11 protein-coding genes and 1 tRNA gene are annotated in these 13,016 nt (G+C 49.3%); 8 read left to right on the top strand and 4 right to left on the bottom strand.

Annotated elements, in window-relative coordinates; translation table 11 throughout:
* The first annotated feature begins 3 nt into the window (after positions 1-3).
* From R9X49_RS05555 to R9X49_RS05580, 6 genes are all read left to right on the top strand, one after another.
* Complete coding sequence (locus R9X49_RS05555) at positions 4-1,932, top strand: ABC transporter ATP-binding protein (protein WP_319847509.1); 1,929 nt, start codon at positions 4-6, stop codon at positions 1,930-1,932.
* 95 nt (positions 1,933-2,027) lie between these two features.
* Positions 2,028-3,335 carry a membrane integrity-associated transporter subunit PqiA gene (gene pqiA / locus R9X49_RS05560; protein WP_319847510.1) on the top strand — a complete coding sequence of 436 codons (1,308 nt, stop codon included), beginning with the start codon at positions 2,028-2,030 and terminating at the stop codon, positions 3,333-3,335.
* Positions 3,295-4,962: an intermembrane transport protein PqiB gene (pqiB, locus tag R9X49_RS05565; protein ID WP_413775874.1), complete on the top strand. Its 1,668-nt coding sequence runs from the start codon at positions 3,295-3,297 to the stop codon at positions 4,960-4,962. Before pqiA ends, pqiB begins: the two co-directional genes overlap by 41 nt.
* A complete protein-coding gene (gene pqiC, locus R9X49_RS05570) occupies positions 4,962-5,528 on the top strand; it encodes a membrane integrity-associated transporter subunit PqiC (protein ID WP_319847512.1) in 567 nt (188 codons plus the stop codon). Before pqiB ends, pqiC begins: the two co-directional genes overlap by 1 nt.
* A gap of 319 nt (positions 5,529-5,847) precedes the next feature.
* A complete protein-coding gene (gene rmf, locus R9X49_RS05575) occupies positions 5,848-6,015 on the top strand; it encodes a ribosome modulation factor (RefSeq protein WP_010276992.1) in 168 nt (55 codons plus the stop codon).
* Positions 6,016-6,440: 425 nt separating this feature from the next.
* Positions 6,441-8,000 carry a methyl-accepting chemotaxis protein gene (locus R9X49_RS05580; protein WP_319847513.1) on the top strand — a complete coding sequence of 520 codons (1,560 nt, stop codon included), beginning with the start codon at positions 6,441-6,443 and terminating at the stop codon, positions 7,998-8,000.
* A 107-nt stretch (positions 8,001-8,107) separates the two neighbouring features.
* Here the strand turns inward: R9X49_RS05580 and R9X49_RS05585 are convergent, their stop codons facing one another.
* The 3 genes from R9X49_RS05585 to R9X49_RS05595 form a co-directional block, all read right to left on the bottom strand.
* Positions 8,108-9,466 (bottom strand): hypothetical protein, encoded by a 1,359-nt coding sequence (locus tag R9X49_RS05585; RefSeq protein WP_319847514.1) that lies wholly within the window; start codon positions 9,464-9,466, stop codon positions 8,108-8,110.
* Positions 9,463-10,254: a hypothetical protein gene (locus R9X49_RS05590; RefSeq protein ID WP_319847515.1), complete on the bottom strand. Its 792-nt coding sequence runs from the start codon at positions 10,252-10,254 to the stop codon at positions 9,463-9,465. The genes R9X49_RS05585 and R9X49_RS05590 overlap by 4 nt, the downstream gene beginning before the upstream one ends.
* Positions 10,255-10,479: 225 nt before the next feature.
* Positions 10,480-10,569 (bottom strand) — tRNA-Ser (locus R9X49_RS05595).
* Between the two features lie 279 nt (positions 10,570-10,848).
* Here R9X49_RS05595 and R9X49_RS05600 point away from each other — a divergent pair.
* Together R9X49_RS05600 and R9X49_RS05605 are read left to right on the top strand one after the other, a co-directional pair.
* Positions 10,849-11,586, top strand: coding sequence for a phosphatase (locus tag R9X49_RS05600; protein ID WP_180741199.1), 738 nt, complete (start codon positions 10,849-10,851; stop codon positions 11,584-11,586).
* 63 nt (positions 11,587-11,649) lie between these two features.
* Positions 11,650-12,228, top strand: a complete 579-nt coding sequence (locus R9X49_RS05605) for a molecular chaperone (RefSeq protein WP_319847516.1) — start codon at positions 11,650-11,652, stop codon at positions 12,226-12,228.
* A gap of 78 nt (positions 12,229-12,306) precedes the next feature.
* On the opposite strand, the gene R9X49_RS05610 is transcribed toward R9X49_RS05605, so the two are convergent.
* Positions 12,307-12,873, bottom strand: coding sequence for a lipoprotein (locus tag R9X49_RS05610; RefSeq protein ID WP_319847517.1), 567 nt, complete (start codon positions 12,871-12,873; stop codon positions 12,307-12,309).
* Positions 12,874-13,016 lie beyond the last annotated feature (143 nt).

Below are 13,016 nucleotides of genomic sequence, written 5' to 3' on the forward strand. Positions count from 1 at the left end.
CCGATGTCTTTAATCAGTGTTTCAGGTGCGTGGCTGTCGTTCAGCGATGCACCGCTGTTGGATAACACCGAACTTCATATCGAAGAGAATGAGCGCGTTTGTCTGGTTGGACGCAACGGTGCGGGCAAATCAACCCTGCTGAAAATTCTGGCCAAAGAGATTCCGCTGGATGATGGCCGCATTACCTATGAACAGGATCTGATTGTCGCGCGTTTACAACAGGATCCTCCACGTGATGTCGCTGGCAGCGTCTTTGATTTTGTCGCCGAAGGCGTCGCCGCACAGGCGGATTACCTGAAAAATTATCACGCCATGCTGCGTTTGGTAGAAAGCGACCCGAGCGAAAAGAACCTGAATCAACTGGCTAAGTTGCAGGACGTTCTGGAGCATCAGGGCCTGTGGCAACTGGAAAGTCGCATTCACGAAGTGCTGGAACAGCTTGGTCTGTCCGCTGATGCGCCGCTGGCGTCACTCTCCGGCGGCTGGCTGCGTAAAGCCGCGCTCGGCAGAGCGCTGGTGAGTTCGCCGCGTGTGTTGCTGTTAGATGAACCGACTAACCATCTGGATATCGAGACGATTGACTGGCTGGAAACCTTCCTGAAAACGTTCCAGGGCAGCATTATCTTCATCTCCCATGACCGTTCGTTTATTCGCAATATGGCGACCCGCATTGTCGATCTCGATCGCGGCAAGCTGGTTTCCTGGCCGGGTAACTACGATAAATATCTGGAAGGAAAAGAAGAAGCGCTTCGGGTGGAGGATCTGCAAAATGCGGAATTCGATCGCAAATTGGCGCAGGAAGAAGTGTGGATCCGTCAGGGCATCAAAGCCCGTCGTACCCGTAACGAAGGCCGTGTGCGTGCGCTGAAGGCTATGCGTCAGGAACGCGCACAGCGCCGCGAAGTGATGGGTTCGGCGAAAATGCAGGTTGAAGAGGCCGCCCGCTCCGGCAAGATTGTGTTTGAACTGGAAGACGTGAACTATCATGTCGATCAGGGCGCTCAGGGTGGAAAGAAAGTCCTGACGCGTAATTTCTCTGCTCAGGTACAGCGCGGCGATAAGATTGCATTGGTAGGGCCGAATGGCTGTGGTAAAACCACGCTGCTAAAATTGATGCTGGGCGATCTGGAACCGATCAGCGGACGCGTGCACTGTGGTACGAAGCTGGAAGTGGCCTATTTCGATCAGCACCGCGCCGAACTCGATCCAGAACGTACGGTGATGGACAACCTGGCAGAAGGCAAGCAAGAGGTGATGGTCAACGGCCGCTCACGTCATGTACTGGGCTATTTGCAGGACTTCCTGTTCCATCCGAAACGCGCCATGACGCCGGTAAAAGCGCTGTCGGGCGGGGAACGTAACCGCCTGCTGCTGGCGCGTTTGTTCCTCAAGCCCAGCAACCTGTTGATTCTTGATGAACCGACCAACGATCTGGATGTGGAAACGCTGGAACTGCTGGAAGAGTTGATCGAAAGCTATCAGGGAACTGTTCTGCTGGTCAGCCACGATCGTCAGTTTGTCGATAATTCGGTGACCGAATGCTGGATTTTTGAAGGTGAAGGCAAGATCTCTCGCTTCGTCGGTGGGTATTACGATGCACAGCAGCAGCGTGCCACGGCAACGCCACTGAGAACGACGACTGCGCCAGCGGCAGCTACAACCACGACGGCAGCGAGTACCGCACCGTCCGCTAAACGAAGCACGGGAAAATTAAGTTATAACCAGCAGCGCGAATTAGAGCAGTTGCCACAGCGCCTTGAGCAACTGGAGCAAGACATTGCGTCGTTGCAGACGCAGATGAATGACGCCGGTTTCTTTAGCCGCCCACGTGAAGAGACACAGCAGGTCTTAAACGCTCTGGCGGAAGCGGAAAGTGCGCTGGAAACCTGCTTCGAACGTTGGGAAGAGTTGGAAGCACAGAAAAACGGCTAATCCACGTGATTGTATGACCCTATCAAGACGGGCGTAACGTACCGTATTGATGGGGTTTTCAGTCATAAGCTGACGAGTTTTGAAGGAGAGGACGTATGTGTTCCCATCACGATCGGCATGACTGTAATCTTCAACACGATCATCATCATGATGACTATATACTTTGCCCGCAGTGCGACCTGCTGGTGGAGCTGCCCGAACTCTTGCATGGTCAGAAGGCGACCTGCCCGCGTTGTAAAACTGCACTAACCAGCCGACAGACGGAACCGCGCAAACGGCCGGTTGGCTACGCGGTGAGCGCGCTATTCATGCTATTGCTGGCAAACCTCTTCCCCTTCGTTTCTATGCGCGTGGCGGGAATCACCAGCGAAATTACCCTGATACAAATTCCCAAAGTGATGGTGGCAGAAAACTATGCCAGCGTCGCGACGCTGTTTATGCTTTTTGTTCAGTTAGTTCCGGCCGTAAGTATGCTGACCCTCATTCTGCTTTGCCTGCACGCCTCGCTGCCGCTGGCGTTGAAAAAAAGCATGGGTAAGATGCTGTTCCATCTCAAAAGCTGGGGAATGGCGGAGATTTTTCTGGCTGGTGTGCTGGTTAGCTTTGTCAAACTGATGGCCTATGGCGACATCGGTATCGGCACCAGTTTTATGCCTTTTGTCCTGTTCTGTGTATTGCAACTGCTGGCTTTCCAAAGTCTCGACCGTCGCTGGCTATGGAATGACATCGTGCCGCCTCCGGCCTTGCCTGCGCCCCCGCTCTTGGGGGAAAGTGGGCTATCGCAAGGGCTGCGCTCGTGTTCATGTTGCACCGCTATTCTGCCAGCCAAGCAGTTAGTATGCCCACGCTGCCACTCACGTGGACATGCTCGTAAGAAGCATAGCCTGCAATGGACATTGGCCCTGCTGATCACCTCTGTGATGCTGTATATCCCCTCGAATCTGATGCCGATTATGGTGACCGAAGCTTTCGGCGATCGCATGGGATCGACAATTATGTCGGGTGTCATCCTGCTGTGGGGAATGGGATCTTACCCTGTTGCGATGGTGATTTTTGTCGCCAGCGTCATGGTGCCATCGCTAAAAATGCTGGCCTTAGGCTGGCTTTGTTGGCAGGCCAACGGCAAAACCAAAAAAACGGAAGACAGCGAGCGGATGCATGTCATCTATGAGATGGTTGAGTTTGTTGGACGCTGGTCGATGATTGATGTGTTCGTGATTGCCGTCCTGTCTGCGATGGTGCGCATCGGTCGCCTGATGAGTATTTATCCCGCCGTTGGGGCGGTGCTGTTCGCGGCCGTGGTGATTTTGACCATGTTTGCCGCGATGATGTTTGATCCCCGTTTGTTGTGGGATCGTCGCAATGATGTTCTTCATAAGGAGCCTGCCGTTGGCGAAAGATAATCATGCCGTTGCGGATGTAGAAACGATTAAACGCTGGTCGCCGGTCTGGATTGTGCCGATTGTCACGGTGCTAATCGGCGCCTGGATACTGTTTTACCATTTCAGTCATCAAGGGCCACAAATCACGCTGATGACCAGCAACGCCGAGGGTATTGAAGCGGGAAAAACCGCCATCAAAAGTCGTAGCGTAGACGTTGGGGTGGTAGAGAGCGTGGTACTGAGCGACGACCTTCATCAAGTGGAAATCAAAGCGCGTTTGCATGATGGCATGGAGAAACTGCTAAAGCAGGACTCCGCTTTCTGGGTGGTGAAACCACAAATTGGTCGGGAAGGGGTTTCCGGCCTTGGGACGCTGCTATCCGGCGCTTATATTGAGCTCCAGCCCGGAGCCAATAAGGATGAGAAACGCGAGTTTACCTTGCTGGATGCGCCGCCGCTGGCCTCGCCGGATGCGAAAGGCATCAGGGTAATACTGGACAGTGAACAATCCGGGCAACTGAATGCGGGCGATCCGGTTCTGTTCCGTGGTTATCGGGTGGGATCGGTGGAAACCAGCGAGTTCGATCCGAAAGCGCGCAAGATGCGCTATCAGCTATTTATCTCTGCGCCGTATGACGGTCTGGTTACGACCAATGTTCGTTTCTGGAAAGACAGCGGCGTTGCGTTTGATATGTCGGCCCAGGGAATGCGTGTCGAAATGGGTTCGCTGACCACGCTGTTTAGCGGTGGTGTCAGCTTTGACGTGCCTGCTGGGTGGGAGCTGGGAGATGCGGCCCAGACGATGGCGCAGTATCGACTCTTTGATAGTCAGCGCAGCATTCAGGACTCGCTATACACTGAATATAAAGAGTATCTGCTGTTCTTCAGTGAGTCGATCCGTGGTTTACAGGCGGGGGCGCCGGTTGAATTCCGCGGTATTCGCCTGGGCACGGTTGCCGAAGCGCCGTTTTTCCCGCGCAATATGAAGCAGGAACTGGATGATGATTATCGCATTCCGGTACTGATTCGTATTGAGCCCGATCGTTTCGAGAAGAAGATTGGCGGCTCGTTCGACTTTGAACAGCACCTGAAGCAGGCACAATCGATGGGGCTACGCGCGTCGATGAAATCGGCTAACCTTCTGACGGGAGCGCTCTATATCGATCTCGACTTTTATCCAAAAGAGAAGGTGGATAAAAAGCTGTTCGTTATGGATGGCTACCCGGTCCTGCCGACCATTGATGGCGGACTGTCGCAGATTCAGCAGAAGCTGATGGCGGTGTTAGATAAGGTGAACAACCTGCCGCTGAATCCGATGGTCAATGAAGCGACGAAGACGCTGACGGAAAGTCAGGCCACGCTGCGTGAAATGCAAAAAACGCTGGCGACGCTAAACAAGCTGACGTCCAGCAAAGCGATGCAGGATCTGCCGGAAGACATGCAAAAAACGCTGCTTGAACTGAACCGCAGTATGAAAGGCTTCCAACCCGGTTCACCGGCGTATAACAAGATGGTGGCGGATATGCAGCGCTTGGATCAGGTGTTGCGGGAGCTACAGCCTGTGCTGCGCACCCTGAACGAGAAAAGCAACGCGTTAGTGTTTGAGGCCCCGGGTAGTCAGGATCCTCAACCGAAGAGGGCAAAATAATGATGAAAGCATGGACACTGGCTTTGGCGTTGGTATTGAGCGCGTGCAGCAGTAGCAATACGCAGAAGACGTATTATCAGCTACCGACAATAGCAGAGACCAACGCGACGCAGGCCGTGGTGACTCAGGGGCATCCGCTTTGGGTTGAACATGTCAGCGTGGCGGACTACCTCGTCAATGCAGGTTTGGTCTACCAGACTAACGATGTGCAGTATGTCATTGCCAACAACAACCTGTGGGCCAGCCCCCTGGATCAGCAATTACAGCAGGCTCTGGTGACGAACCTGGGGCATAAACTGCCCGGTTGGATCGTGACCACACAGCCGCAGGGAAGCGATCAGGCGGTGTTGAACGTCTCTGTTACGGGGTTTCATGGCCGCTATGATGGCAACGTTATCGTACGCGGAGAGTGGATGCTGACCTATCAGGGAAAAGTGGTTAAGCGCCCCTTTAGCGTAGTGCTGCCACAAACGGAAGACGGCTATGACGCGCTGGTCAGAACGTTGGAGCAAGGCTGGCAGCAGGTTTCTCAGTCGATTGCCCAGCAGGCAGCGACGCTAAACTAGCTGTTACTTGGCAATGATCGTTACAGGTGCTCGGTATCGTCCGATCATAATTTGGAACAATGACGTTTCTAAAAAATCAGGCCTCTAAAGATGTAATGCTGTGATTGCATTACGTTTTTAGAGGTTTTTTATTATTTTCAATTAGTTACGGTTTTTCGTTATTGAGTGGGGAAAATTCTTATTTTGGATCACAAATATGACACTGGCGTGAATTTTGCGCCTTGACCTTTGGCGACAGAATCGGTATTGATAGTCTGTGGTTGCTTATAAAGTAATCATTGTTTTCTTTCCACCAGATAAATAATGAGGGAAATAAGGCATGAAGAGACAGAAACGCGATCGCCTGGAACGGGCTCATTCACGTGGTTATCAAGCAGGTATTGTCGGTAGACCAAAGGAATTTTGTCCTTATCAATCAATTAATGCCCGGTCTTACTGGTTGGGAGGCTGGCGAAAAGCCATGGAAGACAGGGCTGTTACCGCTTAGCGCGCCTTGTCATTAGAGGGAACGCCTCCGCTTTTGCGGAGGCTTTTGTTTTTTAGGGGCCAAATACCCTGATTCTTCTTCTCTCTGTTCATCGATGTAGAGCCATCGACAGACACGACTCACGAACGTCATCGACGCACGTAATAGACATACACGACCAACAAACCTATCAGGTTTCGGATAATGACCTGGTGTTGTCATTTCTGTAACGTTATTTACCTATTAATTTCGATTTCGATCATTTTTATCATGATTTTTAGTCTTTACTGTTCGATATCGTCTTTATATTGAGCGAATAGGGTAATTTTTCATTATTTTTTGTTAAAAAATCTATCATTACTCCCTGGATGGTATGGTTCAGAACGGCAATGTAGTGTAATTTTTTGTTCGGAATTTTCTGAAAAGCGGTTAGAGAGAAATATATAGTGAAATTACGAACCAGAATTGCACTGCTATGCGGTACGACCTTGTTAGGGATGTTAATTTTATCTGCGGTGGCGCTGAATACGCTCTATAACACGATGATGAGCGAACGCATCGGCCAGCTTTCTACATTAGTTCAACTGGCTCACTCGGCGGCACAAAAGGCATATGACCTTGAAAAAAGCGGTCAGCTGTCGCACGAGGAAGCGGAAAAAGAGGCTAAACGGACGATTGGCAGTTTCCATCAGGGCGATCGCTATTTCTTTGTGCGCGGTTATACGAATGATGTGAACTACGTTCATCCTAACCCTAAACGTATCGGCATCATCGACGCCAATGGTGGTAAAGAAGCAGGGGAACGCTACCGCGCTTCGCTTCAGGGCAATACGATCGGCACCGTGATTGCAGAAGGGACGCGTCCGGGGCAGCAGAATAAGGTTGAGAAACTTTATGCCGTCATGAAATTCGAACCTTGGGATTGGACGATTGGCTACGGTGATTACATTGACGATATCCAGCAAACATTCTGGCGTAATGCGCTGATCCTGTTGTCCTTAGGGTTGGTTCTGCTGTTAATCATTTCCGCGTTTGCGTGGAACATGTTGCGTACGCTGATGCGCCAGCTTGGCGGTGAGCCGCAGTATGCCGTGGATGTTGTACGCGAAATCGCGGAAGGTAATTTACGCGTCGATGTTGAAACAAAGCAGGGCGATCAAACCAGCATTCTTTACGCTATCCGTGCGATGCGCGACAACCTGTCTCATTTGGTTAATCAGGTTCGCAGCAGTACTAACTCGATTGCTACCGCTTCAACGCAGATCGCATCAGGTAACGGCGATTTGTCTGCTCGTACCGAGTCGCAGGCCAGCGCATTAGAGCAGACGGCTGCGGCAATGGAACAGCTGACCGCGACGGTGAAACAGAATGCGGACAATGCACGCTATGCGAATGAACTCGCGGTATCGGCGTCGGACGTGGCGGTGCGCGGTGGTGACGTTGTCAGCCGGGTTGTCGTGACGATGGATTCCATCAGCCTGTCTTCGCGTAAAATTGTGGATATCATCGGCGTTATCGACAGCATCGCTTTCCAGACCAACATTCTGGCGCTGAATGCGGCGGTAGAAGCAGCACGTGCCGGTGAACAAGGCCGTGGCTTCGCCGTAGTCGCGAGTGAAGTCCGCACGCTGGCGCAGCGCTCAGCATCCGCCGCTCGGGAAATTAAAGGCCTGATTGATGATTCCGTTGCCAAGGTGGGTGAGGGCACGGATTTCGTGAAGCAGGCTGGCGATACGATGAGTGAAGTGGTTGAAAGCGTGCACCGCGTCACGTCCATGATGGGCGAGATCAGCGTGGCGAGTGCAGAGCAGCGTTCCGGTATCGAACAGGTCAATCTCGCGATATCGCAGATGGATCAGAGTACCGAACAGAATGCGGCACTGGTTGAAGAAGCATTGGCTGCGGCAAGATCGTTAAACGAGCAGGCGCAAGAGCTGTCACGTACTGTTGAACAATTCCGCGTCGATGAATCTGCGGGCAACTATTTGGCGCTAGGGGCAAGATAGCTGTAACGAAACGGCAGAGTTCAGATATCAGCGCGAACTCTGCCGATGCCTCATGATGCTAAAAACCACCTTGGTGTAAGGTGGTTTTACAGGATAACAAAATATCTTTATTCACTTTTATTGGTATTTGCTGCTGTTGTGACATATATGTCATTTAATGAGCCAAATAACATGAATATATAGTCTTTATTGCCGTGGTGAATAGCTTTTATCTCATCTATTCTGCTTAGCGGTGTAGTGTGTGTTAACGTTTTGGCTTGTTGATTAACTTGCCAAATGCCAGCCATACCATGGTGGTTGATAAAATAACATGCGTTTTTGTGAGCGCATGTCGGTTCCCAAAATAAATGCCAGGTATTCCTGTTATCATCATTCTCTTTTAATATCGTGTTAACTTCGCCATTATCGTTAACATAAAATAGACTATCTGCGAAATAAGCATCATAACCAGTATAATTATCAGAAGGTTTCTTTCTGGCGGTTTCAGGGTAATGCAAGGCATAATGTGCAGAGTTATCTAACCCACCTCGACTTTTACACTCGACATCGCCACATTTACCTGTCCATGACCATGTTCCGTTATCGGGGTGTTTTTTTCTATGTTGAGAAAGTTCATCCTCGGAAAGCGTTTCAAGTTTTTGTTGGCGGGCTGACCATTTTTTTAATGTTGGATGTGCATTGTCATTATTAATGAAATAAATATCCCCTACATCATCGATTTCAAAGCTATTTAACCGATAGTTAATATTCTGATCTTTAGGGATGTTCTCATCGCTGCTATTGTCAACGATTCTGATGTCGCCTTGCTCTGAAACTTGAATTAACTGTGATGTGTTATTGTATTTGTTTTTTCTCAATGCCTTGTCGTAGTAATGAATACCATTGTAATGAAGAATATAGAGATAAGTCGTTTTATTTTCGATAATGCTCCCTACAATTTTTTCTATTCGGGTTTCATTCGTTGAATGTGGGATGGTTTCTTTCAGTATATCGCGTACTTTTATACGCTCTTTATTGGTATAGAACGGTTTATAGACCCAATCTTCCGCTTGAAGAGAGTATTCAGAACTACTGAATGAAACTGGATTTTCTTCAGAGACATATGGCATGACCTGAGTCGTTCTAACCTGATCCAGAGTGCTGGCGACGGTTCTGGCATCGCTGTAGCGCTCACTTTCTCTCAGTTGCGAGAGGCGAAACTTGTATGAAGCAATGAGGCATGATTCATCGGTACACCGATCGCGTTGCTGCAACCAATTCTTTTCATCCTCATGAAGTTGTTCAGGATTAATCTGTGATTTTTCTACCTGATAAAACCATTTGGTTAATGCCGCATCCAGTTGCATGAGAGGTTCAGAAGAACATATTTTCTTTTCCACATCACTTTGCGCCGCAGGGCAAACAATGGCCTGTGGTGCGCTTGAAAATGCCAGTAAAGATAATAGTATTAATTTATTTTTTTTCATTTTATTTTCCTGCCTAATCGATCCATTGCTCTTGCGCAGCTACTTTTATCAATCAGAAAGTAAAGCTTGTTGTTAGTATATTTAAAGTTATTCTCTTTGGTGTTGTCTCTGGACGATGAGCACGGGATGATAATGTTAACTTCGTTTTCTTGGGTGTTGTCAAATATGGATAATAAACCATTTGTTTGCTTATTGTAGGAAATTCTTACTTTGTTATCACTGTACTCGGTAAAGAAATAGGCGTGAGGTAAATAAATAACCTGTGTGATTAACTCAGTCATGGTGTCTTTAACGGCCAGATATCCATTTGACTCACACCACGCCCCGTCTGAACACCCGGTTGCTTTCATATAAACTTCAGCCAGATATGGCCATTCAGGATGCGCAATATCAAACCGTATGTAAGTTTTCTTGATATTCATACTAAACTGGAAAGTGTCTATATCTATGCTTTTTGGTATTTGGTGATATTCATTAATAATCTCTTGATAACGATTATCCAGGCATGTCGCTAAATGCTTTTCGCGCATGCAATTATTTCTTTTTGAAAGGAATGCTCTCTGCCTTATCTTGAGGTCTTCAGGAGGAATGATAGGATCGTTTTTTATACTAAAATACAATGCGCTCATTTCTTCATCCAGAGAGGAAAGCTCAGGATTCTTGCATATTGTACGATCCAGTTTTCCTTCTGCTTTCTTACAGTCGAAGCTTGCAGCACTTACTGAACTGGCAAAAAATAAGCTATATATTATCCCTGCACAGAGGCTATAAAACGAAATATGACGCATGATGTTATCCTTTTATCAGAGTGGCTATATCCTGCCGTTTTGTCACTCTTCGTCAAGGTTTCTCGTCCTTTCCATCACGATAAAAGGAAACACCCTTGATTTACGTCAAGGGAGATCGGTGTGAGTAGTAGGTAGGGGGATTGACTCGTGAGTTCTGCTTCTCATTCGTTCCAACGATATAAAAGAAAACGCCCTTAACTTGCGTCAAGGGCGTTTTCTTTTATATGGCGGTGAGGAAGGGATTCGAACCCTTGATACGTTTTCACGTATACACACTTTCCAGGCGTGCTCCTTCAGCCTCTCGGACACCTCACCGTGGTCTCGCCGTATCGCATATCAGCGGACGGCGCTAATGTAGGTAAATTGCCGAACAGCGTCAACAAACTTCTGCATTCAATACGTGCAATTAGCTAAAGTTAACGCAATTTGTTGCTTTGCTCACCGTTTTTGCGCTCGCCTTCCATTCATTCCCCGTCGTTACGCAAAAGTCTGATGTTTCATTTGTGTTAATCATGCGTTGTAATTTCGCTCACTGGCTGCGGAATACCCCCGAAAATGGTATGCTGACTTGCAAACGCTGACCCAGGAGAACCTATGTATCCCGTCGATTTACATATGCACACCGTTGCCAGTACGCACGCTTACAGTACCCTGCATGATTACATTGCTGAAGCACAGCAGAAGAATATCCGCCTGTTCGCCATTACCGATCATGGCCCGGATATGGCGGATGCGCCGCATTACTGGCACTTCATGAATATGCGCGTTTGGCCGCGTCTGGTTGATGGCGTCGGTATCCTGCGCGGTATCGAAGCGAATATCAAAAACATTGAAGGCGATATCGACTGCACCGGACCCATGTTGGATCAGGTGGATGTGATTATCGCGGGCTTTCATGAGCCGGTTTTTCCACCACAGGATAAAGACACGCATACGACGGCGATGATCGCGACCATGGCACGTGGCGACGCACATATCATTAGCCACCCCGGTAACCCGAAATTTCCTGTCGATATCCGCGCCATTGCGGAAGCAGCGGCGAAATATAATGTGGCGCTGGAGCTGAATAACTCCTCTTTCATGCATTCGCGCAAAGGCAGTGAACCAAACTGTCGGGCGATCGCGGAAGCCGTGCGTGACGCGGGTGGGTTACTTTCTTTAGGTTCTGATTCCCATATTGCGTTTTCTCTGGGAGACTTTACTCACTGTGAACGTATTTTGCAGGAAGTGAATTTCCCGCAGGATCGGATATTGAATGTAAGCCCTCGGCGCGTGTTGGATTTTCTCGAACAGCGGGGAATGCCTGCTATCGCTGAGCTTGCTGATTTGTGACGTTGTCACTTAAAAACATTGTCACTTAAAGGCATCGTCACTTAAAAATAAATAGGGTTATCAATGAACGAGTTTTCTATTGTGTGCCGCCTATTGGGCACGCTGTTTTATCGCCAGCCGCAGGATCCTTTGCTGACGCCGCTGTTCACGTTGATTAAAGAGGGGAAACTGGCGCCGCACTGGCCGCTGGAGCAGGATGCCTTGCTGGCCCGTTTGCAAAAGGGATTGGATTTACCCGCGATGGAGGCGGATTATCAGGCGCTGTTTGATAGTGAGAACGGCTCGGTTTCGCCGCTGCGCTCATCCTATGAAAGCGATGCTGATGATGCGGAAATTCGTACCTTTCTACAACAGCGCGGCATGCCATTAAATGACGGCGCGGTTGGCCATTTCGGTAGCTTGCTGCTTGCGGCGTCATGGCTGGAAGATCAGGCACAAGAAGACGAAACGGCGGCGCAGATTACCCTGTTTGATGAATATCTCTTACCGTGGAGCGATCGTTTTCTCGGGAAAGTGGAAAGTCACGCTACGACCGCATTTTATCGTACGCTGGCGATTGTGTGCCGCGAAGCGCTGGAAGCGATGCGAGATGAGCTGGGTGAAAGCGATGAAGAAGACGACGAGTCGGAAGCAGAAGAATAGTACGCTGGAATGAAACCTCGCAGTATGAAACCTGGTACGCCGATAGCAGACATGATGTGTGCTATCGGCGAGTAGGTATTAGTCAGTAAACAGGATAACAATCTGGCCCGGTTTGATTTCGATGCCTTTCGCCATCTTCTTCGCCAGCGATTCCGTTGTGCTCTTATCCGCATTCAACACGTAAGCCGGTTTTTGGTCAAAATAGCTTTTCAGCGATTGATTGAGGTAAGGGCTTAGCGTTTTCATTATCGTCTGCATTTTTTCCGGCTGTACCGTGTAATCAACCAGTTCCATGTCTTTCAGGTAAATCGCGCCCTGCGTTTTATCAAATACCGGCTGTGCTTTCAGAGTCAGCTTCATATCGGCAGCCTGATTGCCCAACAGGGACGAAATATCGACCTTCGCATTGCCCGCTAGCGTGACTTTCCCCGGTTCTGCCCGGCCAATCTGGCTGGATAGCTCGGTTAAAACGATATGCGCATCCACCACGCCAGGCACGCCCAGTTGTTTCTGGTAATCATTGTGTTTTTGCAGGTACTCATTCACTTCCTGTTCACTGAGCGTGTATTGCGTGAGTTTATTACAGCCGCTGAGTGTAAAAGCCAGCAGCACTGCGGCCGCTGCCATCCATCCTGATTTTTTCATTATTCTGACCTCTTAATGCTATTGACGCGCACAATCTACTCATAGGTGGCGTGTGTTCATACGGGCAATCTATCTGTGTTAGCAATCAGCACGATTACGCATCGGCAGCGTGCGCCGGATGCACAGGGTAAACAATAGGATAG

Source organism: Pectobacterium carotovorum, assembly GCF_033898505.1.
In the GTDB taxonomy this organism is placed as follows: domain Bacteria; phylum Pseudomonadota; class Gammaproteobacteria; order Enterobacterales; family Enterobacteriaceae; genus Pectobacterium; species Pectobacterium carotovorum_J.

Bases quoted from the DNA above. Each gene is read 5' to 3' on its own strand.
- R9X49_RS05600 (WP_180741199.1), top strand. From the start codon at position 10,849: ATGTATCCCGTCGATTTACATATGCACACCGTTGCCAGTACGCACGCT.
- pqiA (WP_319847510.1), top strand. From the start codon at position 2,028: ATGTGTTCCCATCACGATCGGCATGACTGTAATCTTCAACACGATCAT.
- rmf (WP_010276992.1), top strand. From the start codon at position 5,848: ATGAAGAGACAGAAACGCGATCGCCTGGAACGGGCTCATTCACGTGGT.
- R9X49_RS05605 (WP_319847516.1), top strand. From the start codon at position 11,650: ATGAACGAGTTTTCTATTGTGTGCCGCCTATTGGGCACGCTGTTTTAT.
- R9X49_RS05590 (WP_319847515.1), bottom strand. From the start codon at position 10,254: ATGCGTCATATTTCGTTTTATAGCCTCTGTGCAGGGATAATATATAGC.
- R9X49_RS05585 (WP_319847514.1), bottom strand. From the start codon at position 9,466: ATGAAAAAAAATAAATTAATACTATTATCTTTACTGGCATTTTCAAGC.
- R9X49_RS05610 (WP_319847517.1), bottom strand. From the start codon at position 12,873: ATGAAAAAATCAGGATGGATGGCAGCGGCCGCAGTGCTGCTGGCTTTT.
- pqiB (WP_413775874.1), top strand. From the start codon at position 3,295: ATGATGTTCTTCATAAGGAGCCTGCCGTTGGCGAAAGATAATCATGCC.
- R9X49_RS05555 (WP_319847509.1), top strand. From the start codon at position 4: ATGTCTTTAATCAGTGTTTCAGGTGCGTGGCTGTCGTTCAGCGATGCA.
- pqiC (WP_319847512.1), top strand. From the start codon at position 4,962: ATGATGAAAGCATGGACACTGGCTTTGGCGTTGGTATTGAGCGCGTGC.